20 protein-coding genes are annotated in these 24,552 nt (G+C 43.3%); 12 read left to right on the top strand and 8 right to left on the bottom strand.

Features of this window, described 5'->3' with window-relative positions:
- Positions 1-123: 123 nt before the first annotated feature.
- Both V7K97_RS14350 and V7K97_RS32040 read left to right on the top strand, forming a co-directional pair.
- On the top strand, positions 124-564 hold the full coding sequence (locus V7K97_RS14350; protein ID WP_334801703.1) for a hypothetical protein: 441 nt from the start codon (positions 124-126) through the stop codon (positions 562-564).
- Complete coding sequence (locus V7K97_RS32040; RefSeq protein ID WP_442936905.1) at positions 488-685, top strand: hypothetical protein; 198 nt, start codon at positions 488-490, stop codon at positions 683-685. The genes V7K97_RS14350 and V7K97_RS32040 overlap by 77 nt, the downstream gene beginning before the upstream one ends.
- 388 nt (positions 686-1,073) lie before the next feature.
- Here V7K97_RS32040 and V7K97_RS14355 read toward each other — a convergent pair whose 3' ends face one another.
- Positions 1,074-1,535, bottom strand: coding sequence for a hypothetical protein (locus tag V7K97_RS14355; protein ID WP_334801704.1), 462 nt, complete (start codon positions 1,533-1,535; stop codon positions 1,074-1,076).
- Between the two features lie 918 nt (positions 1,536-2,453).
- Here V7K97_RS14355 and V7K97_RS14360 point away from each other — a divergent pair.
- Entirely contained in the window at positions 2,454-4,244 is a 1,791-nt protein-coding gene (locus V7K97_RS14360; RefSeq protein WP_334801705.1) for a calcium-binding protein, read from the top strand.
- A gap of 115 nt (positions 4,245-4,359) precedes the next feature.
- On the opposite strand, the gene ilvN is transcribed toward V7K97_RS14360, so the two are convergent.
- A complete protein-coding gene (ilvN, locus tag V7K97_RS14365) occupies positions 4,360-4,878 on the bottom strand; it encodes an acetolactate synthase small subunit (protein ID WP_292771441.1) in 519 nt (172 codons plus the stop codon).
- A 270-nt stretch (positions 4,879-5,148) separates the two neighbouring features.
- On the opposite strand from ilvN, the gene V7K97_RS14370 reads away from it, so the two are divergent.
- Entirely contained in the window at positions 5,149-5,517 is a 369-nt protein-coding gene (locus tag V7K97_RS14370) for a phospholipid-binding protein (protein ID WP_334801706.1), read from the top strand.
- 33 nt (positions 5,518-5,550) lie between these two features.
- On the opposite strand, the gene V7K97_RS14375 is transcribed toward V7K97_RS14370, so the two are convergent.
- From V7K97_RS14375 to V7K97_RS14385, 3 genes are all read right to left on the bottom strand, one after another.
- A complete protein-coding gene (locus V7K97_RS14375) occupies positions 5,551-6,504 on the bottom strand; it encodes an alpha/beta fold hydrolase (protein WP_334801707.1) in 954 nt (317 codons plus the stop codon).
- Between the two features lie 135 nt (positions 6,505-6,639).
- A complete protein-coding gene (bioU, locus tag V7K97_RS14380) occupies positions 6,640-7,662 on the bottom strand; it encodes a (S)-8-amino-7-oxononanoate synthase BioU (protein ID WP_334801708.1) in 1,023 nt (340 codons plus the stop codon).
- Between the two features lie 178 nt (positions 7,663-7,840).
- The gene (locus V7K97_RS14385; protein WP_334801745.1) at positions 7,841-9,085 is read right to left on the bottom strand and encodes an RNA-guided endonuclease InsQ/TnpB family protein; all 1,245 of its coding nucleotides are present in this window, start codon (positions 9,083-9,085) and stop codon (positions 7,841-7,843) included.
- 66 nt (positions 9,086-9,151) lie between these two features.
- Between V7K97_RS14385 and tnpA the strand changes: the two genes are divergently transcribed.
- The 3 genes from tnpA to V7K97_RS14400 all read left to right on the top strand — a co-directional run bounded on the left by tnpA (position 9,152) and on the right by V7K97_RS14400 (position 13,971).
- Entirely contained in the window at positions 9,152-9,574 is a 423-nt protein-coding gene (tnpA, locus tag V7K97_RS14390; protein WP_334801709.1) for an IS200/IS605 family transposase, read from the top strand.
- Positions 9,575-10,281: 707 nt separating this feature from the next.
- Positions 10,282-12,021 (top strand): diflavin flavoprotein, encoded by a 1,740-nt coding sequence (locus V7K97_RS14395; protein ID WP_334801710.1) that lies wholly within the window; start codon positions 10,282-10,284, stop codon positions 12,019-12,021.
- A gap of 237 nt (positions 12,022-12,258) precedes the next feature.
- The gene (locus tag V7K97_RS14400) at positions 12,259-13,971 is read left to right on the top strand and encodes a diflavin flavoprotein (RefSeq protein ID WP_334801746.1); all 1,713 of its coding nucleotides are present in this window, start codon (positions 12,259-12,261) and stop codon (positions 13,969-13,971) included.
- Between the two features lie 158 nt (positions 13,972-14,129).
- Here the strand turns inward: V7K97_RS14400 and recF are convergent, their stop codons facing one another.
- Together recF and V7K97_RS14410 are read right to left on the bottom strand one after the other, a co-directional pair.
- A complete protein-coding gene (gene recF, locus V7K97_RS14405; RefSeq protein ID WP_334801711.1) occupies positions 14,130-15,251 on the bottom strand; it encodes a DNA replication/repair protein RecF in 1,122 nt (373 codons plus the stop codon).
- 371 nt (positions 15,252-15,622) lie between these two features.
- Positions 15,623-18,505 (bottom strand): cation-translocating P-type ATPase, encoded by a 2,883-nt coding sequence (locus V7K97_RS14410; protein WP_334801747.1) that lies wholly within the window; start codon positions 18,503-18,505, stop codon positions 15,623-15,625.
- Positions 18,506-19,047: 542 nt separating this feature from the next.
- Here V7K97_RS14410 and V7K97_RS14415 point away from each other — a divergent pair.
- The 3 genes from V7K97_RS14415 to V7K97_RS14425 all read left to right on the top strand — a co-directional run bounded on the left by V7K97_RS14415 (position 19,048) and on the right by V7K97_RS14425 (position 22,368).
- Positions 19,048-20,718, top strand: a complete 1,671-nt coding sequence (locus tag V7K97_RS14415) for a transglutaminase family protein (protein WP_334801712.1) — start codon at positions 19,048-19,050, stop codon at positions 20,716-20,718.
- A gap of 246 nt (positions 20,719-20,964) precedes the next feature.
- On the top strand, positions 20,965-21,156 hold the full coding sequence (locus V7K97_RS14420) for a hypothetical protein (protein ID WP_334801713.1): 192 nt from the start codon (positions 20,965-20,967) through the stop codon (positions 21,154-21,156).
- Positions 21,157-21,246: 90 nt separating this feature from the next.
- A complete protein-coding gene (locus tag V7K97_RS14425) occupies positions 21,247-22,368 on the top strand; it encodes an AI-2E family transporter (RefSeq protein ID WP_334801714.1) in 1,122 nt (373 codons plus the stop codon).
- 166 nt (positions 22,369-22,534) lie between these two features.
- Here V7K97_RS14425 and V7K97_RS14430 read toward each other — a convergent pair whose 3' ends face one another.
- Entirely contained in the window at positions 22,535-22,714 is a 180-nt protein-coding gene (locus tag V7K97_RS14430) for a high light inducible protein (protein WP_069071239.1), read from the bottom strand.
- 626 nt (positions 22,715-23,340) lie between these two features.
- Between V7K97_RS14430 and V7K97_RS14435 the strand changes: the two genes are divergently transcribed.
- Together V7K97_RS14435 and V7K97_RS14440 are read left to right on the top strand one after the other, a co-directional pair.
- Positions 23,341-23,622: a hypothetical protein gene (locus V7K97_RS14435; protein ID WP_334801715.1), complete on the top strand. Its 282-nt coding sequence runs from the start codon at positions 23,341-23,343 to the stop codon at positions 23,620-23,622.
- Between the two features lie 48 nt (positions 23,623-23,670).
- Complete coding sequence (locus V7K97_RS14440) at positions 23,671-24,552, top strand: DNA adenine methylase (protein WP_334801716.1); 882 nt, start codon at positions 23,671-23,673, stop codon at positions 24,550-24,552.

Raw genomic sequence — 24,552 nt, forward strand, 5'->3', positions numbered from 1 at the left:
GTTGAAAAGCCTTGATTTGCGTTAGTCCGCGTAGGCGGACGAGAGTTTGTATAGCCGTGATTTCTAATCGCTAGGGCTAGGTGCAAGATGTGAGTAGATGCGTTTGGGCATTTCAGAGTATATTTGTTTGGGCTAGGGGAAAAGATCACAGATTCCCTGGTTGCCAGAATAGTCAATAGACATAAGGATTTACCCGAAGTTGAGGGATTAGTTGCTGAAGATATCGCTAATCAGAATATAGAAACTTTCCGCGCTACTTTGTCTGAGTTGGAGGCGGCAATTCAAGAATTTACTGCGGCGAGAGTTGGTTTAATTGGTGAGTTACAAGTGCATTTGGCGTGGTTTGCAGAGAAGAACCTTGGTAATCGCTTTGTTAGTCATGAAATATATTGCACTCAACTAAATAGAATAGCGGAAGCTGAAGATATTCTTTGTAGTGTACGCGCGCCTGTTGGTCGTTTAAACATTACTCTTGATAAAATCATCATTGGGCGAGGTTTGTCAAACAAGTGCTTTCGTTCAAAACACAAGTACTTTCGTTCAGAAAACAAGTACTTTCGTTAAAAAAACAAGTGCTTTCGTTCAGAAAACAAGTACTTTCGTTAAAAAAACAAGTATTTTCGTTCACAACACAAGTATTTTTGTTCACAACACAAGTCAATACGGTTTGGATAAGGTTTTTTGATCACACGCCCTAGATCGCAAAGACGCGATAAATCGCCGTCTTTACAATAATCAGTCCTTTGTAGAGACGGCGATTTATCGCGTCTCCTTTGATTTTTTAACCTCATGAATATGTTGAAATAGTTCTTTCATCGTAGGATTTTAATATTTAAGCTAACCGTTTTATAATATTAAAGTTCAAATATTATAGCGGTTCTCACTTGGATGCAATACAGTTTGACCTCTCTCCAAACCTCTCTCCTAAAAGGAGAGAGGCTTTGAATCTTACTCCCCTTCCCTTATAGGGAAGGGGCTGGGGGTTAGGTCTGTATTGCACTCAACTGAGAACCGCTATAAGTAAATGTAGAGTTGCATCAAATCTTGTTCTCGCTGCTTGAGTGGATGAGGATTCATAAGTCTGTTTCCTCGCTGATTGGTGCTAAATCCTCTTCCCAAGCAATATCGGCAGATGTCCAAGCAGCACTGGGGCTATTTTTGCTCAACCAAATTAGGTACCACCAACTCCAGCAGCAGCGATCGCAAGCATTGCTATAAAATCGACCAATGACAATACCCCAGTCAGTATTGCTTTCAGTTGAGAGCCAACGCAAGCGATCGCCATATAAAAATCTGGGTGTCTTCGCTACATCAGGAAAGTTGACAGGAAGCTCAATAGATGCATCTGGGCATTTCAGGTTAACCCTGAGCGAAGCCGTTCGCGTAGCGTCTCGCAGAGAAGGGTTAATCAAGCCTGGGACTATATCTTGGTTATTGTGCCGGATGAGGTTGAGATAAGCAGCAATCAACTTACCATTGATGCTGTAAGTTAATTGAGAAATCAGAATCGCAGCTAGAGTTTCTATAATGTGCAAGTTATATTAAACTCAGGTTACAAATTGTCATTGCGATCGCTATGCTGTCGCTTGCTACCATTCTCTACGAGAGGCTACGCCAACGGGAACGTCAGGGGCGAACGCAATGACAAATATGTTCTGGCAAAATTGGGATGCTCCCAGATATACCTTTGCTCATTGAACTTTGTTTCAATGCTTTCTGTGCTTATCCCTGGGTCTAGCCCGCCCCAGGTATCGCTAATTTTCCGATCCTAAATAACTATATAAAATTTATGTAAAGTTTAAGTTTTATCCAGCACAAATATTTCTGGGTTAATACATTACTTTAACTTATCTATTTAAAATAGTCTTTTAATATAAAAGTATTTTTTATGATTAAAAAAATACTTTTTAACAAAAAAATTTATATTGAAACCTAAGTTAACGACAATACACCGTTAAACTAAAAAAATTGGCAGCTTGTACCAAAAAAAACAGTAGATTGGAGCAAGCAATTTAATTAAAGCTTACAAACATATATCAATGTATTATGAATCGGATTTATTGAAAGTTTAAAGATTCAGTAAAGAATTTTATGTAACTTTGTACTTCATGGTAATTAAATAGTTACAGATAAGTTCAAAAAATTTGGGAAAAATAGCCAAAATATTGAGCCTAATTACTTACTATTTGGGTAATCAATTAGGATTTTCAGGAAATAAATTATCTAATTTTGTAGAGTAGCTGTCTCGTTTGCTCACTATCAAAAGCGGGCTTTTCGGGTCAGTCCACAATAAGTAGTTGGATATTTTTTGTTTAGAAGTTCCTAATCAAATAATTAATGTTTATTAACATTAGATTACACAAATGGCAAGTAATCTACATTGAACTGATGAATAGTTCTTTGACTGAGGCTGAACTTACATATTAGTGAGAAATTCGGGATAAATAAATAATATGGCAACGGGAACTCCAAGAAACGATACTCTAATCGGTGGTGTAGGCAATGACACACTTGATGGTGTTGCAGGTAATGACAGTCTAATTGGTGGTGCAGGCAATGACAGCCTAATCGGTGGTGTAGGCAATGACACACTTGATGGAGGTGCAGGAAACGATACTCTAAAAGGTGGTGCAGGCACTGACACCTTCAAAGGCAGTCAAGGTAATGACAACATTGATGGTGGAGATGGCGTTGATACCGTAGACTACAGTCAACTAAGTCAAACTATTACCTTGTCAGGTGTCGGAACGATTCAAAAAGCTGGGGGATTGGGGCAAGATCAACTCTTGCACATAGAAAAGATTATTGCTAATGCTAGTGTTGCCAATAACACTATAGATGCATCCAAATCTTTGGCTGGGGTATTTATCACCGTTAACCTGCAAACCCAAAGTTTGGCTGCCAATAACATTCCTGTTTTGGGAACATTGCCATTTACTGTAGTCAACTTTGATAATGTCATCGGCACAAATGCAAATGACATCATTATTGGCGACAACCAAAATAACCAATTATCCGGTGCAAATGGCAATGATAGTCTAAATGGTGGAAATGGAAATGATCTTCTAAACGGTGGACTGGGAGATGACACACTTGATGGTGGTTTGGGTACTGACAGCTTGAATGGGGGAGCAGGCAACGACACTTATATTGTTGACAGTAATACTGACATCATTACCGAGGCTGCTGATTCAGGCACAGATATCGTTCGGTCTTCTGCCACCTACACACTGGGTGCTAATGTGGAGAACCTGAGGCTGACGGGAACTAGCGCCGTCAATGGGACAGGTAACAGTCTTAATAACTTCCTCTTTGGTAATACTTTTAACAACACTCTGAATGGAAGAGCAGGCGATGACACACTAGACGGTAATATCGGCGATGATATCCTCAATGGTGAGGACGGCAATGATAGCCTGCAAGGTGGACCTGGCAATGACATACTCAATGGGGGGGCTGGAGACGATATCCTCATCGGTAATTTTCCCGGTAGTCTGCTTCCACCTGGATTAGGGGAGGCTGATACCTTAACTGGCGGGGCTGGGGCAGATAGATTTATCCTGGGGGACGCTCTAAATGTTTTCTACGACGATAACAACAGTGTGAATCCTGGTTTTGGGGACTTAGCTACTCTTACTGACTTCGACTCAAGCCAAGATCGAATTGAACTCAAAGGACCTTTGCAAGACTACCGCCTGCAAGTTGTTGGAACCAACACACGAATATTCGTAGACAAACCGGGATCAGAGCCAGATGAGATTATAGGTGTTGTGCAGGGGAGAAACAATCTCAGACTTGATAGTGATGACTTCCTTTTCTATGAGCGAGAAGATGCTGGAGAAGCTACAAACAACACACTAGACAGCGCTGAAGGGTTAGGTTCTTTATCATCAGGCTCAAACGTTAATCTTTCAGGCCAGATTGCAACAGTTCAACCGGGGGACAATGCCGATTTCGACTTTTTTACATTTTCTTTAGCAAATCCAGGAACTGTGACTATCAATACAGCGACATCTGGAGATACAGTTCTCGGACTGTTTAACGATACTGGGACTTTAGTGCAATCTAATGATGATAATGGCGCTAGCAGTTCGTCATTAATCAGCAGTTTCCTCAGTGCAGGTACGTACTCAATTTCAGTGAGTAAATATGCTTTCTTACCTCAAGATGGCGGAACTTTCTCTAATCCCAATAACATCTCTAGAGATGATTTGTCTTATACGCTAGGAGTCAGTGTTGCATAAGAACCTATGCAGTCACTAAGGAGAAGTCATAGTAACAATTGCTACTATGACTTCTGCGGCGTTTGATTTATGTGCTTGCGGTTGAGTATTTCTGAGTCTTGATTTAAATTCCCAACTAAACCTTTGCTTCCAAAGATTTGAGTAACTCGGTATTCACACCCGACTCACGAGTTAGGGCAATTTTGCCAGTGCGGGCGATTTCTCTCAAACCAAATTTTTGCAGCACTTGCACGATCGCTACCATTTTACCTGGATCTCCCACAACTTCTAAGGTGAGAGAATCTTCTGCCACGTCTACGACTCGCGCCCGGAAAATCTGAGAGAGTTCGATCACTTCTGAGCGATTGCTGCTACTAGCATTCACCTTCAAAAGCATCAATTCGCGCTCGACGCAAGGGGTTTCGGTAATGTCCTGTACTTTCAGGACATTGACTAATTTGTACAGTTGCTTGGTGAGTTGCTCGATGACGCGATCGTCACCAGGTATAACCATTGTAATTCGGGAGACTCCTCCTTGTTCGGCAGGACCAACAGCAAGGCTTTCAATATTAAAGCCGCGACGCGCAAATAAACCAGAAATGCGGGAAAGAACACCCGCCTCATCTTCTACGAGAACTGAAAGGGTATGTTTCATCTTCGCCAACAGAGGCTAGAGCAGGAATTGAGTAACGCAGACACTAGCTAAGGGCTACGCTAGACGTACTACCGCACTAAAAAATCAGTGCGACCTTTTATTTTAAACTTAATGGTTGCACTCATTGCATTCTCAATAGAGAATTTGTGTAGAAATCATCCTGCAAGCAAAAATTTCATCGAATGTATATCTTTTTGTTGGCAGATGCAGCTTTTGTTGCAAAGCTTTTATACTCAGATTTGTTAAGCCTCTAATCGGAGAAAAGTTTTTATGGGTTGGTTACAAAGATTATTTGGAATGGAAAAACCTGAAAATGCAGAAGTAAATCCGGCTCCACAGGCGATAGCCCAAGATACTAATACTGATGACGCTTCTACTGCTACGCAATCAATACCCCCAGAACGTCTGGGATTAAGCGGAGAATATGACCAAAGTGGTTTAGCAAAGCGGGTAGCGTTGGCATTTGATGAAGACCCCCGACTTGATGATGTTAATACCCTTTGGGTGGCTCAAACTGGTAGCACTGTGGTATTGAAAGGTGAAGTTCCTAGTCAGGAAATACTCAATCAGATGATTTCTGTGGCGCGTTCTGTGAATGGCACTATAGATGTTGACTCTAGTCAAGCGACCATTGGCTAGGTGTGCTGACGCGATCGCACCCAAACTAGAACATTAGGGAATAATCAACGGTTGGCGATGCCTGCGGCTCGCTACGCCTACGCCAACCCATCTCTCAATCCAATCTAAAATCGCTTGGTTAACTTGTTCTGGACATTCATCATGGGGACAATGCCCGACATCCTCCAGATTCAGCAGTTCCAATTTCTCGTTGTACTGGACAAATTGGCTAGCAAGGGCTGGGGGAACAAACCGATCTTTTTGTCCCCAAATTAAAAGCATGGGAATTGTTAAGGTTGGTAATACTGTCTTGACACTGGGACTAAAATTAATTCCGATTGCAGCTTTGAACAAAGCACTAAAAGCCCTAGCAGAACCGCGATCTTGGGGAGGCCCTGCGAGAATTTCGATGAGTTCATCGGTAATCGCCTCTGGGTTAGCGTAGGCGATACTAGCCCAACGACGCAGCACCCCAGGACGGCGCACGAAGTTAAACACAGGTTTCAGTATCAACGGCGAAGCAACAATATTTTTAATTGCTGTGACGAGTGGGCGCAGCACAGGAGGAATTGCTTCTTGTTCTAATGACGGGTCGGGTAAACTCATCATCACCATACCCTGTACCATATCGGGGTGGGTGGCGGCGGCGGCCATAGAAATCAGTGAACCGTTGGAATTACCTATTAATATTGCTGGTTGACGGATAAATGTTTTCCAGAAGTCGTAAACCTGCTCAACCCAGAATTCGATGCTGTAATTAGCTGCGGCTTTTTCAGAAGCGCCAAAACCCAACATATCTATGGCGTAAACTGTGTGATGCTCACCCAACACTTCTAAATTGTGTCGCCAATGACCAATGGAAGCGCCAAAGCCATGTAACAGAATTAGGGGTGCTGTTTTGTGGTGATTTTGGCTAGGGCGAATGTAAGTGTAGCGAGTTTGCCAGCCACGCCAAACCCAATCCCTTTGATTCCCAACTCGTTCCTGCCAGTGTACGGTAGTGGTCACACTTACCTCCGATTTATCAGCACCGAAATACTATTATAAATAGGGGATTGGGGATTGGGGATTGGGAAAGAAAACTAGTCCCTAGTCCCTAGTCCCTAGTCCCTAGTTCCTAGTCTCCAGTCCCCAGTCCCCTATTTACCTAACAAATTGAGGCATAATTTCCGCAGCAGTGAATATTCCATAGATGCCGCGTTGGTGTAATTGTTTACCAGCTTTGAGATAGCCAAAGGCCGGACCGCAGACATTGGCTGCCATGCTGGTTTCATCTCCTAGAGTAAAGGTGTGGGTAGAAATCTTCCCTTCAAAGGTACGTCCTGTTACCTTAACATTGGTGCTGATGGGCTTTTTGGAATTGCGGGTATCGACTACACCACCAACTGTAACGCGATCGCGCCCTACTATCCCCGCTACTTCTAACATCACATCGTCAGCATGTTCCATATTTGTCAAGGTAAGCACACCATTAGTTTTATCTAGTAATGCTTCTACTTCTGCATCAGTCATCGCCCTAGCAGTTTCCACTGTGTAACCAGGTATATGGCCGATGTCCTCCCGAACGGTGGCGCGGTAAGCTTCCCAATTAGCAATTCCCACCCCAAAGGTAATTTCAACTTGATGAATTTCAGCGAAGCTTTGGGCGGCTAATGCTGCTGCTGCTGTTAACAGTCCAGGCGTAGCACCACATCCTGTCATATAGGTAATACCGGCGGCTTGCAGTTCCTCTTTCATTGCGAGGAGTTGTTCTACAGCAGTGGTGCGTTTAATCGCATCTACTAGTACCCCATGCCAACCAGATTTGATAAACTCCTTGGCGACAGTGGGAATAAAATCATTAGGTAGGTTGGGTAAAGCCAAAAAATACCCATCAACAGGTTGAGCTATTTCGATTAAATCCTGAATACTTTGATTTGTTAATGTACCAATTGGCTCTAAATAACCCACTGAACCTTGGGACTGATAGGTTGCAATAGATTCTTCAGTATTTAAACCGTCAGCAGTGTAAGCGTAGCCTTTTTGATCTGCTGCTGCAACTAAAATCATTTCCTGTTTGCCAGCAACTACCTTGGCAGCTGCTTGTCCGAGTCCGCCGAAACCCAGTACTCCCACGCGTATAGCTGGGGAAATATTTAGAGAATTTTTGACTTGTTCAGAATTCATAGTCAATTTGTTAAGTTGAATCAAAAGCCTTGAGTATTTGGCATCTCAGCTTCCGGCTGGGAACTGGTGGCTGATGGCTGATAGCTCAAAGCTATGACCATCTTATACACTTTCATCAATAGAGAGACAGTATATGTCTATTTTTGATACTCCCCACCGCATAGGCGGATGGGGATTCTTAAGTAATCCAGAAACGGATTCTCAAAGGTGCTATCAACGCACCCCTACTGATTCCACTCAGGTCTAGCCCAAGCTTCACCGCTACTTTTCTTAAAATATTTGCTGCACCGTTGGCATCAGCATTTATTTTTGTACCATTTGCACAAGCGTACAAACCACGCTTAACTCGCTTACCAGACTCTTGCCACCCTTCAGGTTTTTCGCCGAATGTAGGTAGCAAATCAGAGTCTAAAAAACTCGCTTTACTAGTGTAACTTTCTTCAGTTTCCTCAAACTTCAATCCGTACTGTTGAGAGAGTTGAGCGATTCTATCTTTCAACCTAGCAGTAGGAATCTGAACAAACTTTTGATTAGTTTTACTGCCAAGATTGATGTTTTGGCGCTGACCTTCATTCCACCCAAAAACGATTGTTCCTATCTTGTTATCAATACAGTGATTTAAGATCAATCTAGCTGTTTTATTGACAGCATCTCTGACTTGTCTATTTCGCTTCTCGGTGATGAGAGCTAACTGCTTAGACCAAAAACCTTGTGGTTGATTTTCCTTCAGGACAGATACCCGCTTGTTATACCACTGATTCAAACTTTTGAGATGTAATCCATCGACAATTAAAGATGTACCAACATTGCTAACACAAGTTAACCAATTATTGAGTCCTGGGTCTATGCCAATGACTTTGCTAAAATCTACATCAGATTGAATGGTCGGAAGTTTGTAAACAAGCTCCAAATAGAATTCACCATTTCTAGGCAGAATCCGGTACTCTCTAATTTGCTTATGATCAAGATTTGAGGACATTGGTAGGTAAAATTCGGCTATTCCAAACCATGTCTTAACCTTACTACCCAACGGGAAACGTAGACCTTCAGGCTTCAATTTTATAGCTGGAGCCGGATATGTTACCAAGCTTAATCCTCCATCTCGATATCCTGGAAGTTTTGGTTTTGGCGTTACAGTCCCATTTTTTATTCCCTTTAGCAGTCCCACATAAGATTTGAATGACTCTTGCACCTGCATTAAACATTGCTGTGCTGCTTGGGAGTACATTGCCGCAAAATGAATGTTGTCAGATAGCTCATTATTTAAATCAAACTTGCTAGGAATAATACCCGTTTTCAAGTAAAGCTGACGTGCGTAATAAGTTCCGCAATTAGAAAGTTTTGTTGCTTCACCACACAAAAACTCTAAGATTGCTTTTAGATCCTTATCAGGATTTAATAGTACTTGCTGACAGGCGTACATCATCAGTCGAATCGTGTAATTGTGTTATTCTCAATACTATATCATAGATTCTAGGGTTGACTCGAAGTGAGTAGAGATAGTTTGAGGAAAGGAGCGCATGTAGTTTTTGATATTCATTTACACATGGTTTTCGTAACTAAGTTTCGTAGGTTAGTTTTTACAGAAGCCATGCTTGCAGATATGGAGCCTATTTTTGTGCGGGTATTGACTGCTAATCAGTGCATCCTTGAGGAATTTAACGGAGAACCCGATCATGTTCATTTGCTAATCAACCTACACCCAGACAACAATATTTCTGATTTAATGGCTTCGCTTAAGTCTGCTTCTAGCAGGATCTTAAGACAACAATATAAGTCAGAAATAGGTAAGTTTTACTGGGGTGAAAAAGTTAAACTATGGCATGACTCTAAATGCGTAGTTTCATGCGGTGGAGCGCCATTGGAAATAGTTAAAGATTACATTAAAGGGCAGTCAGGCGGCAAGGAATGATTGTCTACTGCGCTCCACAGAGCAGACCGCTATCCATCCCCACCGTATAGACGGATGGGGTTTTTCGCGAATTCTGATAAAAACTTGAACACTAAATCTAAGGATATCTGATAAAAGATTATCTAAACTCAAGAAGTTGTCTCGTTCCCAGTCTCTGACTGGGAATGCCCGTCGTTGAGGCTCCGCCTCAAGACTTGCGGCAGAGCCGCAATTGATCTGCATTTCCAGCCAGAGGCTGGAAACGAGGTTTTAAAGGGGTTTTATCTTAAGTTGACACCAATGGCAAGTTGCCGACCCCACAAGAAGTAGTTGAGTATTTTTTTATTTGTCAGTCCCTTACGCAGTTGTTCGAGGACTGGATCGACACGGTGCCTAGTTAAAAAATCGAATTCCCATCGAACTCGTTAGTTGAGGGTGAGGATTTTTGTGAAGCGTCAAATTATGCTTTTTTTTCAAAAAATACGATCGGCATGATATTTTTGAATTAGGATAAAACTAGATAAATAGCAAAATTAAATACTCAGTAAATCTTGAGGAATAAATTAATAATTAGTATATTTTTTGAGTCATAAATTTTGCTAAAAAACAGTAATAATTGATACAAGTTAAATTTTTAAAAAACTGATATTTATTACAACTTAAACAAAAAATAATAGAGAGAATGGGGGCAGAAGAAAAACCTGTTAATTTGCGCTCGGAGACGAATAATGGTAGCGATGTCTACGACCGGCAAGGCCAACGCAGAGAACGTTCCACATCGGCTAACTATACAAACTGTAGAAATTGCCCCTAATACAACGGCGATTCGCTCTCTTGATTGGGACCGCGATCGCTTCGATATCGAATTCGGACTGCAAAACGGCACAACCTACAATTCATATCTAATTAGGGGCGAACAAACAGTTTTGATTGATACTTCTCACCAGAAGTTTCGCGATCTGTATTTAGAGACTCTCAAAGGTCTTGTTAATCCCAAAACAATTGATTATATAATTGTTAGTCACACAGAGCCAGATCATAGCGGCTTAGTAGAAGATGTTCTCCAGTTAGCTCCTAGAGCTACCGTCTTAGCCTCAAAAGTTGCGCTTCAGTTTTTGGAAGGCTTAGTACACGATCCATTTTCTAAGCGGGTTGTGAAAACTGGCGATCGCATCGATATTGGTAAAGGACACGAAATGGAATTCGTGAGTGCCCCTAACCTGCACTGGCCAGATACAATCTTTAGCTTTGACCGCAAAACCCAAATCCTCTACACCTGTGATGCTTTTGGGATGCACTTCTGTGACGATCGCACCTTCGACGAAGATTTAGAAGCGATCGAAGCTGACTTTAGATTTTACTACGACTGCTTGATGGGCCCTAACGCTCGTTCGCTGCTGAATGCGATGAAGCGGATGGGCGATCTCGGAAAGATTAATATTATCGCCAACGGTCACGGACCATTATTATACCACCATTTAGATGTTCTAACCGGCTGCTACGAAAACTGGAGCCAAAAACAAGCTAAAGCAGAAACAACAGTTGGCTTGTTTTTTGTCTCAGAATATGGGTATGGCGAACGCCTTGGTCACGCAATTGCCGAAGGTATACTGAAAACTGGCGTTGGGGTAGAAGTACTGGATCTGAGTACTGCTGGGAGCCAAGAAATTCAAGAACTAGCCGGGAGAGCAGCTGGGATCATTATCGGTATGCCCCCGACTACCGCCGCCGCCGCCCAAGCTAGTATCAGTTCGGTGTTAGCTGTTGCCAAGAACAAGCAATTTCTTGGGCTGTTTGAATGTTACGGTGGGGATGATGAACCCATTGATACACTCCGCAGACAATTTCTTGACTCTGGCATCAAAGAAGCTTTCCCACCCATTCGGATTAAAGAAGCTCCCAGCACATCAACATTCCAATTGTGTGAAGAAGCGGGTAAAGACATCGGACAATTGCTAGTGCGCGAACGCAATATCAAGCAAATCAAGTCCCTTGATGTCAACATGGAAAAGGCGCTGGGTCGCATTAGTAGTGGACTATATATAGTTACTACCAAAAAAGATAATGTGTCAAGTGCAATGCTGGCATCCTGGGTAACGCAAGCGAGTTTGCAACCATTAGGATTGACAATTGCCGTTGCTAAAGACCGCGCCATTGATTCCTTAATGCAAGTAGGCGATCGCTTCGTCCTCAACGTTTTGGAAGAAGGCAATTTTCAAGAACTCAAAAAGCACTTTCTCAAACGCTTGCATCCCGGTGCTGACCGCTTTGCAGGAGTGAAAACTCAAACCGCAAAAAACGGTTCTCCGATTCTAACTGATGCTCTAGCATACATCGAATGTGAAATCCAGAGCAGCATGGAATGCAGCGATCACTGGATTTTATACTGCACCGTCCAAGAAGGTCGTGTCTCTAAAAATGACGGATTGACAGCAGTTCGCCATCGCAAAGTAGGTAATTACTACTAAAGATTGGGCATGGGGCACGGGGCATAGGGCATGGGGTAAGGAGTATGGGTTATTCTCCTTGTTCCCAATGCCAAATGCCCAATGCCCAATACTTCTCTTCTTAGGCTGCGCCAACGGCAACTCTTGGAGACGCTACGCGTAGCAAGATCCCCGGAGGGGTACGCTCAGTACAAGTGCCCAATGCCCAATTCCCAATGCCCAATGCCCAATGCCCAATTCCCCAACTATAAAACAGCTATGACCAATTCCAAGCCACGCGACGTACAAGTTTTACCAATTGCTACAAATACTAAGGCGATCAGGGCACGTAGTTGGTCACGTCTGCGGTTTGAAATTGAATATGCACTTGAAAGAGGTACTACCTCCAATTGCTATTTAATTGAAGCTGATAAAACCGCACTTATTGATCCACCGCCAGAAAGCTTTACCGAAATTTATTTAGAGGCATTGCGGCAGACTTTAGATTTGACAACTTTGGATTATATCATCTTGGGTCATTTTAATCCCAACCGAGTTGCAACCCTCAAAGCAATTTTAGAACTGGCACCACAGGTAACTTTTGTCTGTTCTCTTCCCGGTGCGAACAATTTGCGTGCTGCTTTTCTAGAGCAAGATTTAAATGTGTTGGTGATGCGGGGGAAAGAAACTCTGGATTTAGGCAAGGGTCATGTTTTAAAATTTTTCCCCACTCCCAGTCCACGCTGGCCGGAAGGACTTTGTACCTACGATCAGCAAACCCAAATTCTCTACACAGATAAGTTATTTGCAACTCATCTCTGTGGTGATGAAGTGTTTGATGATAACTGGGAAGCGCTCAAAGAAGACCAGCGTTACTACTTTAACTGCCTGATGGCTCCCCAAATTCCTCATGTGCAGGCAGCTTTGGAGAAAATATCAGATTTGCAGGTGAGAATGTATGCTGTAGGTCATGGCCCTTTGGTACGCAGCAGCTTAATCGAACTCACCAAAGCTTATGGAGAGTGGAGCCGTTCTCACAACGATCGCGAGATTTCCGTTGCCCTACTTTACGCTTCAGCTTACGGGAATACGGCGACTTTAGCACACGCGATCGCTCTGGGACTAACTAAAGGTGGAGTCGCGGTTAAATCCATCAACTGCGAATTTGCTACCCCTGATGAAATTCGCATCAACCTAGCGCAGTCAGAGGGTTTTATCATCGGTTCTCCTACCATCGGTGGTCATGCGCCAACCCCTATTCATACTGCTTTAGGGATTGTGTTATCAAGCGGTGACAACAGCAAACTCGCTGGGGTATTTGGTTCCTACGGCTGGAGTGGCGAAGCATTTGATTTAATCGAAGGTAAACTGCGGGATGCTGGATATCGCTTTGGCTTTGATACCTTGAAGGTGAAGTTTAAACCTGATGATGTCACTCTCAAATTTTGTGAGGAACTAGGTACAGACTTTGCCCAAGCACTGAGAAAAGCTAAAAAGGTACGCGTACCCCAACAAGCCGCTACCCCAGTAGAACAGGCTGTTGGTCGGATTGTTGGTTCCGTCTGTGTGGTGACAGCTAAACAAGGAGAAGTGTCTACCGCAATGTTAGGCGCTTGGGTTTCTCAAGCCACCTTCAACCCACCCGGAATAACTGTGGCGATCGCCAAAGACCGAGCGATCGAATCTTTGATGTATCCAGGCGGTAAGTTTGCCTTAAATATTCTACCCGAAGGCAATCATCAAGATTACATGAAGCATTTCCGTAAATCTTTCGCGCCTGGGGAAGATCGATTTGCCAACTTTAGTACAGCAGTTGCAGATAACGGCTGTACCGTCCTCACAGAGGCGCTAGCATATTTGGAATGCTCAGTCAGTCAACGTCTGGAATGTGGCGATCATTGGGTTGTCTATGCAACTGTAGACGAAGGTAAATTACTCAAGCCCGATGCGGTAACCGCCATCAACCATCGGAAAACGGGCACTCACTATTAGACTTGATACTCCCCACCGCATAGGCGGATGGGGATTCTTAAGCAATCCAGAAACGGATTCTCAAAGGCTCTATCCATCCCCAAGCGTATTGCATGGGGTTTTCCGCGAATACCGAATTTAATCCTGGTAATTCCAAAAGTGGATGCTCCCCATAACTATTATAACTGTCCGATTATTTCTCCTGCTTTGACAAAAAGAATTTGGGAGGACTTCAACCACTGGGAATCAAAAGAACCCAGATGAGTGGTAGTAATCAAAGTCTGAAAGCGGTCTTGAATAGCATCAAGCAATTGATTTTGGCGGGATAAATCTAGTTCGGCAAGAACATCATCAAGTAATAGTAATGGTGGCTCTTTGACGACTTCTTCAATTAATTGTAATTCAGCTAATTTTAAGGCTAGAACCAGCGTTCGTTGTTGACCTTGAGAACCGTATTGACGAGCGGGTGTCTGGTTAATAGTTAATTCTATTTCGTCTCGATGGGGTCCGACAAGGGTAGTGCCTTGGTGCATTTCAGCAACGGTTCGCTGCTGAATTTTTGCTAAAAAAGCTTGTTGTACTTCTTCTGGATGGTTGTCTTCTAAAGGAATATTCGGCACATACTTGATTTGGAGAATTTCAGTACTGCCACTGATACTGGCGTGCCAAGCAGTAGCAATGGGAGCTAATCGTTGGATGGCGCGATCGCGTCGTCTAATTACCCTGGTTCCGGTGGTAGCTAATTGTGCATCCCACACCGCCAGTTCTGAGTTCTGAGTGTCCAGTAGTGAATCTTGAGTTTTTTTTAAAAAGGCATTGCGCTGGCGTAATACATGGTTATACTGCTGCAAAATGTGAGCATAAACTGGTTCAAGTTGAATTAAGAGTGTATCTAACCAGTTGCGGCGGCCTTCGGGGCCGCCGCGTACTAGTTCTAAATCCAAGCTGGAAAATTGGACTGCATTGAGAACGCCGAGAAAATCCATTTGACGGCGGATCAATTCACCATTGAGAGCAACGCTACGACGACCATTGCGGCGGAGGGTTAAGGTCAGGTCACTAACGCCTGTTTGTCGCTCAAGGGTGGCATTAATTTGGGCTATGGCTGACCCTTCTTGAACCAAATCGCGATCGCGGGTCATTCGGTGCGATCGCAATGTCGCCAGCAACTCCACCGCCTCCAACAAATTCGACTTTCCCTGAGCGTTATTTCCTACCAAAATTGTTTTAGCAGCAGTAAACTCAACCTTTTGGTCTTGATAATTGCGAAATTGTCGGAGGTTTAGAGTTTTCAGGTACATAGCGAGGATTGGGCATTGGAGAGAAGGGAGACGAAGAAGAAGCAGGGGAGCAGAGGGGTAGAGGAAAATAATTAATTAATAACCAATGCCCCATGCCCTATGCCCCAATACGGTTGGGTTAAGGCTAAAACTCTTTGGGAAGGTTAATTTTTTTAACGTAGACGCTTCTCTACGAGACGCTACGCGAACGGCTTCCCGCAGGGTACCGCAGAGGCAATAGAGTTGCCAGTGCGCCCTTGCGGTTAAGAGACTTGCTACGCGCAGCGTCTTCCCTTCTCCCAAAGGGAGAGGCTAGCGCCAAGGGAGAAGCAACTGGCGCAACGCAGAGAGAAGGAGGAAATGCTTAACTGAACTGTAGCCCTATGCCCCATTTACACAGCCTTCTTGCCCATAATCCGCAAAAATATCTTCTCCCCTTCAATCCACACAAACATTAAGGCACTGAAGCCAATACAAACCCCTAATTCTTGCATATTTAGGTAGTGAGTACCAAAGAAATCTCGCAGGGGTGGGACATAAACTAGCATCAACTGCAAAATCGTGGTGACGACAACAGCCGCTAGTACAAAAATATTGGAGAAGGGATTCATCTCAATAGTCAGTCGGTTGTTGGAACGAATGGCGATCGCATGACCCATTTGGGCGATACACAAGGTAGTAAATACCATTGTCTTCCAAGCTTCGGGATCGCCCTGATAACCAGCAGCATGGGTATGTTTATAAGCCCACAACATTAAGGTAATGCTGAGAATGGCAAATATTATCCCAATGCGAATCATATAAGAACCTAATCCCCTAGCGAAAATACTTTCGCGGGGACTAAAAGGCGGACGTTGCATGACATCGGGTTCTGGAGGTTCCACAGCTAAGGCCAAGGCTGGTAAACCGTCTGTTACCAAGTTCATCCACAAAATTTGTAAGGGGGTAAGGGGAACGCCTCCTAAACCAATTAAAGGTGCGGCGGCAATTGTGAGAACTTCACCAATGTTACTGCCGAGGATGTATTTAATAAAGCGGCGGATGTTGGTATAAACAACTCTACCTTCTTTGGTGGCGCTGACAATGGTGGCGAAGTTGTCATCAAGTAACACCATGTCACTGGCTTCTTTACTGACATCGGTGCCAGTAATGCCCATTGCAATACCGATGTCGGCTTGTTTGAGGGCTGGGGCATCGTTGACACCATCGCCTGTCATTGCGACAAATCGACCCCGGCGTTGCAGTGCTTGGACAATTCGTAGTTTGTGTTCTGGCGAAACTCTGGCATAAATGCTTACTAGGTCAACATTTTGCTCTAATTCCTCGTCAGTCATCCGTTGCAATTCTTGACCTGTGAGGACGCGTTCGCCTTCTTGGGCAATTCCTAAATCGGTAGCGATCGCTCGTGCTGTTAGTTGGTGGTCGCCAGTAATCATTATTGGGCGAATGCCTGCATCCCGGCACTCTTGCACAGCAGCCCTGACCTCTGGGCGGGGCGCATCGAGCATTCCCACCAATCCCAGCCATACTAAATCTTGCTCAGATGCCTCGTCTGAACCTTCTGGTGGGATTTCTACCAGTGGTTTGTAGGCAAAACCTAGCACCCGTAAACCTTTACTGGCCATCAGGTCATTTTCTGCCAAAATTTTCTGGCGTTGTTCTTCGGTCAAAGTCCCTGTGTCATTACCCAAATGAATTTGAGTGGAACGTCCCAAGGTTAACTCTGGAGAACCTTTGGTAAACATTAAGTAAGGTTCAGATTGGAGAAAACCGGTGTTCACCTTTGGTGTGCCGGAGGCATTCGCTGGATCAACACCTCTGGAAGACGCTTCACCTGTGGCGACTCCCTCCACCTGAGTAATCACACTCATCCGCTTCCGTTCCGAGGAAAAGGGAAACTCCGCAACGCGAGGTAACTTACTGTTCCACTGGTCTTTTTCGATTCCGGCTTTTCCCGCCAGTGTTAACAATGCCCCTTCTGTGGGATCTCCCAAAATTGCCCATTCACCTTGTTCTTTTTGCAACACCGAATCATTACAAATAGCACAAGCGACGGACAACGCCGAGATTTCTGGAGATTCCTCTAGGGAAATTTTTTGACCATTTAACTGAAAGTCCCCTGTGGGAACATAACCTTCGCCGGCGACGCGAAAAGTTTTATTATTAGTGAAAACCGATTGCACCACCATTTTGTTTTGAGTTAGGGTGCCGGTTTTATCAGAACAGATAGTGGTTACAGAACCCAAGGTTTCCACTGCTGGCAATTTGCGAATCAAGGCATTTTGGCGCACCATTCGCTGGGTTCCCAGTGCCAAGGTGACGGTAATTACAGCTGGTAAACCTTCTGGGACTACAGCAACCGCCATACTCAAGGAGACTTCCAAGAGTTCTTGGATGTTTTTAAAACCTCCATCCTTGATCACGCCACCGACAACGACGATGGCCACCAGAATCAAAGAACCCGTAACCAAGACATTGCCCAGTTGAGTCATTCGCTGCTGTAAAGGCGTAGGTTCACTTTCTACCGCCTGCAACATCGCCGCAATTTTACCCAATTCTGTAGTCATGCCGGTGTTAGTCACCAGAACCTTTGCCCGTCCTTGGACTACTTCGGTTCCTTGAAAGACGACATTTAGGCGATCGCCTAAATCTGTTTCTTGTGCCAATTTTAGCGTTGCCTGTTTGTTGACAGATTGGGCTTCACCAGTCAATGCCGACTCACGCACTTGTAAATTAGACTGTTCGATCAAGCGTCCATCTGCGGCGATCTGCATCCCAGCTTCCAGCAGCATTACATCCCCTGGAACTAGTTCCTTGGCTGCTATCTCCACCTGTCTACCCTCGCGGATCACCCGCACTAAGGGAGAGGTCATTTTTTTCAGGGCTGCCAAGGCTTTTTCGGCACGGCTTTCTTGGACGTAGCCGAGTATGCCATTGAGGATGACAATTGCTAAGATGGCGATGGTATCTTTAAATGGCACTTCACCAGGCTTTAATCTGCCCTCGCGCAAAGCCATCAGGTCTAAAAACCCAGAAATGAGAGCTACGCCAATCAGCATCAACAACATAATGTTCTTGAACTGATCTAGCAGAATTTCCCAAGCACTACGGCCAGCAGTTTCTTCCAGCTCGTTATGGCCGTATTTTTGCAATCTCTGTTCAATTTCTTGGGGTGTTAAGCCTCTGTCTGCGTCACTATCGAGCAGGTCTAGGGCTTTATCAACTTCTAAACTATGCCAAATGACGGCACCTTCAGGCAGAGAATTAGCAGACATCGTGTAGGTCACAGGAAATGGTTACAAAATTCGATCATAATTTAGTCATGGCAGGAATTCCATCCTCTAAAGTTACATTAAGGCGATCGCCCAGTCGGATCAGTGTAAATGTTATTCTTAACAATTGTAAATTCCTCCGGTTTTGACATAGTATTATTTCTCACGAAAGAGTTTTTTGGAACACATTCTACCGATAATTGTCATTACCCCGCTATAAATATGGCAATTCCATATCAAGCAGTTGGCGTGACCGAAGAAAGGCAGAGGGCAGGAGGCAGGAGGAAGAAAATATATTTTTGCCCTCTGCCAAACGGGTTTAGAGCAAGTAAATTTATTTATGAATAAAGGTAAAAAAATGTATTTTGAGACGCGCAGCGCCAAAAATACAGCGTCCATCATAAATCCCCTAAATTTATTTATGGGGATTACCTCCTGCCTCCTGCCTTCCTCCTCCTGCCTCCTTAAGGCGGTTAAAATCGCTGGAGTCATGTTTCACTCCCCTACCTAAAAATCAGGGGTTTTTACACTTCCCACAAGGTTTTATGAGTTTTGCACTCCCCACTTTGACCGTTAGCCAGATGTTTGGGCAAAAAACAATTCGACCGCTGACTGCTGCTGCCCTGTGTGGCATTACTTTCGTTAAAGATAGACTGATTGCCATTGACAGTATTAAAGGGCATCTACTGGAGATTGATCCCACCTCTGACAACAGCAAAATTCTCAATCCTCATCAAGTTAAAGAATTTACCGATGTCACTGGTTTAGCGGCTTGGTCAGATACGCTATGGGTGAGCCGAGAAAATAGTGTTTACTTGTGCAAGCTCAATGCTTTCGGTCTAGAACATTTTGTGACATTGCCTTATCCGGCTGATGGCGTTGCTGTTTGGGAAACAACAGTTTATGTCAGTTGTCAAAGGCTGGGCTACATTCTGGTTTTTGACCGCGAAACCCGAAAAGAAATTACCAGATTTTATGCCCCAGGCGTTGGGGTCGAAAATTTGGCAGTCAACCAACAAATGCTGTGGATTTGCGATCGCACCGAACAATCAGTTTACGCGATGGACAGAGCCACAGGTGAGCTTCAATTTAGTGTCCTGACACCCTTTGAATGTCCCACAGGCATAGCGATACATAAAAATGGCGAAACAGGCAAAGAAAGTATTTATGTCGCCTACGCCTCAGAAGAAGCTTATATCCGGGACAACCCCAACGCCGATCCAAGTCATGAGTTAACATTCCGCGATCGCACTTTTATTCATCCTCTGTATTATCATTACGATCCAGATCAGCATTATGCCCTCTCTAACGGCTATCTGATTGAAATGTCTTATGCTGAGGAAATTGCACCCTTAGACGAGGTTTATTTACCTGATGTAGAATGGCGCATCGCCCTACCATCGGAAACTGAGCGTCAAAAGGTGAAACACGTTGAACCCATTGGTATGCCCTTTATTGAAGAAGTGATCGAGGGACAACGTGTAGCAGTATTTAAATTTGATTCTCTTGCCCCAGGCGAACGGCATATATTTGGCTGGAAAGCACTTTTGGAAGTTCGAGGGATTAAGCATCGCATCACACCCAGAAATGTGGAAGACGTTCCTGAACTGTCCCCAGAATTACAAACACGCTACCTAGTCGATGACGACGACTTAGCAATGGATACTACCATTGTTCGCCATGCCGCCAGAGAAGCCATTGGTTCTGAAACCAATGTGCTGCGAAAAATGCACAGCATCCGCAACTACGTTTACGATCAGTTATCCTACGGTATTAAACCTTACATTGATACGCCAGACATAGTTTTAGAACGGGGCGTTGGTTCCTGTGGCGAATATGTTGGCGTTTTACTTGCCTTATCCCGTTTAAATGGTATCCCGTGCCGCACCGTAGGTAGGTATAAATGTCCTCCCCATAGTGACTTATTAGGAGTGCCGCTACAACCCGACTTTAATCATGTTTGGCTGGAGTTCTACATCCCAAATTTTGGCTGGTTGCCAATGGAATCAAATCCTGACGATGTGGATGAAGGTGGTCCTTATCCCACGCGCTTTTTTATGGGCTTATGCTGGTATCACATTGAAATTGGCAAAGGTATCACCTTTGAAACTGTGACAAGTCAAGGTGCGCGGCTAACCAAAGAAGATATCCCCATCGGTGATTTGGCGATAAATCATATTCGCTTCACAATTCTTAAAGAATTACCACCTTTTTGAATTAGGGCCTTGGAGAAAGTAAGTAGTGGCAAGGCAAGGCTAAATTGATGCAATAGAAAAATAAATATTGTATCTCTAGTAGTCTGTCAATAAATAATTGATGGATAAATTACCTGTAGAGACGGCGATTTATCGCGTCTCTCTAACCGTCAAAATGAATTTCACAGACTACTAGGTTTATTGTAGAAACTAGGGGGTACAGCCCAAATTCATGTATATCCCCAAAAATTTATATGCCGTACTTTTATGGAAAATCAAGTAGGATTGGTTCTGAAACTGCTTTTACTCTCGACTTTGTTATCGCTATTAATTAAGTATGCGGCGCCAAGTCTATCAATTCCGGCGACAGCAACCAACGCGCTGATTATAGTATTGTTGCCGATTGTGATTATAGCGATCGCGCTATTGTGGCGATTCCAAACACAGAAACAAAATTAACTCAAACCATAGACGCACAAGTTACTAAAATCAGTTACTCTAGCTGAATTACCAAAAAATTGCATCTCGCCAACCGTTGGGAGTCAGCCTGTGAACCTCGGTCAATGGATCGGCTTAATCGTCATAGTTCTTTCTTTATACATCCTGTGGCAAATTCGGGAAGTGCTTTTGCTAATGTTTGCCGCAGTTGTGTTAGCCACCACCTTAAATCGGCTAGCGAAACGCTTCCAAAGCTTTGGGATGAAGCGTGGATTCGCCGTCCTCCTTGCAGTAGCTATCTTTTTTGCAGGTGTCGCAGGTTTTTTCTGGCTAATTGTGCCGCCATTTGCACAGCAGTTTCAAGAACTAACCAATCAGGTTCCCAAAGGGTTTGAGCGCTTTAATGGTTGGCTTGATGCCCTGAGAACTAATATTCCTGACCAGTTAGTTCCTTACATCCCAGATATCAATAGCCTGATCCAACAAGTACAGCCCTTCGCCAATCGGCTACTGGGAAACTCCTTTGCCTTTGTATCTGGCTCTTTAGAAGTCGTCCTCAAGATTTTGCTAGTGTTGGTTTTAACAGGAATGATGCTAGCCGACCCCGTTGCTTACCGCAAAGTATTTATACGACTTTTCCCCTCATTTTATCGGCGGCGGGTAGATGGGATTTTAAATAAATGTGAAGTCTCTTTGGAGGGATGGATTACAGGCGCTTTTATTGCCATCTGTGTAGTGGGGGTGATGAGTCTGATTGGCTTATCAATTTTGCATGTTAAGGCAGCACTAGCTTTAGCAGTTTTAGCGGGATTTTTTAACTTGATTCCCAATCTGGGGCCAACGATGAGCGTCATACCAGCAATGGCCATCGCCTTCTTGGATGAACCTTGGAAAGCGATCGCTGTATTGATTCTCTACTTTATCATTCAACAGGTAGAGAGTAATTTCATCACGCCCGTTGTCATGGCGCATCAAGTCTCATTGCTACCCGCCATCACCTTAATTGCCCAGCTATTTTTCGTCACTTTCTTTGGCTTTTTAGGATTATTTCTAGCGCTACCCTTAACTGTTGTCGCCAAAATTTGGTTGCAAGAGGTGTTAATTAAAGATGTTTTGGATAAATGGGGAAATGATCATACACAAGAGACAGAGTTTGTGATAGTTTCTGAATCTCCTACAACAGACATTAATGAGAAGACATCGATTGATGATGATATCTTGAAACAAGAGTAAGCAAGTTTGTAGTAAAGACTTCAGTCCTTTTTTTTAGCACTTAATATTTCGCTCATCACGGTAGTTGTCGGCAAGTTTTGTAATTCTTGAGATTACGAGGCAAGGCAGACAATTTTACTAATCCCCGCCTTGCCTCATAATCTAATGAAGATAAAAACGTTTAAATTTAGAGAATGCCCCAGAAGTGTAAAATTCCTTGACCGGAAAATACTTCAAGTGCAACGGCGGATAAAAAACCAATCATTGCAAAACGACCGTTCCAGTTTTCGCTCTGAGGAGTGAAGCCCCAGCGCAAAGCATTAGGATCTTCTGAAACTGAAGGCGTAGTCTTCTTAACGTCTGCCATAAATAATACTCCGAGCCTTTATGTTGTAACAGTTATAACTGCCTGTAAAGTAATGTAACAGACTTTTACGAAATTGCAACATAAACTCAAGATAGAATTTAGTTCGTGAGTATATATTACGGACGCGTAGTTTTATCTTAGCAGGTTTGCGATCGCTTAACTTGTTTTTCACCAATTCTTTATAAATGATGTTAAAAATGCCTATAGTCTCATATTTGTAAACTTTTAGATAGATAAAAATGGCAATACCTGATTATCAAAAGATAATGCTTCCGTTGCTTACAGCAGTTTTCATGTATTTGAACCACATCTGTCGTAGGGGCAATTCATGAATTGCCCCTACCGCGTGGTATATTTACCTGAAAATCGCTGTAAATATGCGCTTGATGGGTGGGTTAGGATTAAAAGGTCATATAGCAATCCGATTTGATTTTTGAAACAATCTGAGTGTATGTAGGGGAGCCAGCCGCGTGGGCGGGTTTCCCGACTTGAGCGGACTGGCGTTGTGTTATCGCGTAGCGTAACGCACGCAAACCTTTAGGTGGTGCGTTAGCCAGAGGCATAACGCACCCTACGTGTATTTCAAAAATCAAATATGAGTCCTATATTAGTTGAGGTATAGTGCAGTGAGTCAGGTTTTAAGCTTGGAATTAAGTGATGAAGTCTACGCAGCATTGCAGGAACAAGCCGAGGTTGCAGGTGTATCTCTTCCAGAATTGGTAGCTACTTCCATAGAACAGCAGTATGGTTCTCTAAGAGGTGAAAACTCGCAAACTGAAACAGAGAAAGAAGCAGATCGCCAACGCTTCCGAAGTCATGCTGGAAGCATTAACCTGGGTTACGCTACAGGAGCAGACAATGAAAGCATTGATGTTGATTTAATCAGAGCATACAACAATAGTTTTTAGCAAACAAATTGAGTGTTTATATTACCCCAAATGTGAGGATTTATAATTATGTTCAAAAGTCCTCTCCGATATCCTGGTGGTAAGTCGAAAGCAATAAATCAAATAGTTGAATATTTGCCAGAGAAGTTTTCTGAATTCCGAGAGCCTTTTGTGGGTGGTGGTTCTGTATTTATTTATTTAAGACAAAAGTTTCCTGATGTCAAAATTTGGATTAACGATTTAAACCGCGAACTATTCTTATTCTGGAAGCTTGCTCAATCTGAACTACCTCAGTTAGTTAAAGAAATTCGGCATATTAAAGTCAAATATACAGATGGCAAATTACTCTTTGCCGAATTGACTAGTGTAGATGTCAATAATTTATCTGATTTAGAAAGAGCAGTCCGCTTTTTTGTCCTCAATAGAATTACTTTTTCTGGAACTGTAGAATCAGGTGGCTTTTCCCCAGAAGCTTTTCATAAAAGATTTACTGATTCTTCAATAGAACGACTCGAAAAGTTAGAAAATATCTTATCAGAAAATGTCCAAATTACTAATTTGGATTACAGCCACCTATTAGAATCAGAAGGAAAAAATGTATTTTTATTTTTAGATCCACCATATTTTAGTGCTACAAAATCAAAGCTATATGGTAAAAGGGGTGACTTGCACACCTCATTTGAACATCAGAGATTTGCTGAACTTTTGCAACAATGTCATCATCGCTGGTTAATTACCTACGACAATTCACCGCAAATTCTAGAAAATTTTCAATGGGCTAATATTTCGGAGTGGGAATTACAGTATGGGATGAATAACTATAAGCAGAGTGGTGCAGCTAAAGGAAAGGAGTTATTCATTAGTAATTACGAAGTTCAACTTTATTTAGAAAATAAAGCACCAAATCAGAACCTTGCTAATCCAGCTTTGCAATTAAGCCTTGAGATTTAA

This window comes from Nostoc sp., from assembly GCF_036917815.1.
Lineage (GTDB): Bacteria > Cyanobacteriota > Cyanobacteriia > Cyanobacteriales > Nostocaceae > Nostoc.

Excerpts from the sequence above, each read along its gene's own strand:
- V7K97_RS14360 (WP_334801705.1), top strand. The coding sequence starts at position 2,454 with ATGGCAACGGGAACTCCAAGAAACGATACTCTAATCGGTGGTGTAGGC.
- ilvN (WP_292771441.1), bottom strand. The coding sequence starts at position 4,878 with ATGAAACATACCCTTTCAGTTCTCGTAGAAGATGAGGCGGGTGTTCTT.
- V7K97_RS14370 (WP_334801706.1), top strand. The coding sequence starts at position 5,149 with ATGGGTTGGTTACAAAGATTATTTGGAATGGAAAAACCTGAAAATGCA.
- bioU (WP_334801708.1), bottom strand. The coding sequence starts at position 7,662 with ATGAATTCTGAACAAGTCAAAAATTCTCTAAATATTTCCCCAGCTATA.
- V7K97_RS14385 (WP_334801745.1), bottom strand. The coding sequence starts at position 9,085 with ATGTACGCCTGTCAGCAAGTACTATTAAATCCTGATAAGGATCTAAAA.
- V7K97_RS14395 (WP_334801710.1), top strand. The coding sequence starts at position 10,282 with ATGGTAGCGATGTCTACGACCGGCAAGGCCAACGCAGAGAACGTTCCA.
- V7K97_RS14400 (WP_334801746.1), top strand. The coding sequence starts at position 12,259 with ATGACCAATTCCAAGCCACGCGACGTACAAGTTTTACCAATTGCTACA.
- recF (WP_334801711.1), bottom strand. The coding sequence starts at position 15,251 with ATGTACCTGAAAACTCTAAACCTCCGACAATTTCGCAATTATCAAGAC.
- V7K97_RS14410 (WP_334801747.1), bottom strand. The coding sequence starts at position 18,505 with ATGTCTGCTAATTCTCTGCCTGAAGGTGCCGTCATTTGGCATAGTTTA.
- V7K97_RS14415 (WP_334801712.1), top strand. The coding sequence starts at position 19,048 with ATGAGTTTTGCACTCCCCACTTTGACCGTTAGCCAGATGTTTGGGCAA.
- V7K97_RS14420 (WP_334801713.1), top strand. The coding sequence starts at position 20,965 with ATGGAAAATCAAGTAGGATTGGTTCTGAAACTGCTTTTACTCTCGACT.
- V7K97_RS14430 (WP_069071239.1), bottom strand. The coding sequence starts at position 22,714 with ATGGCAGACGTTAAGAAGACTACGCCTTCAGTTTCAGAAGATCCTAAT.
- V7K97_RS14440 (WP_334801716.1), top strand. The coding sequence starts at position 23,671 with ATGTTCAAAAGTCCTCTCCGATATCCTGGTGGTAAGTCGAAAGCAATA.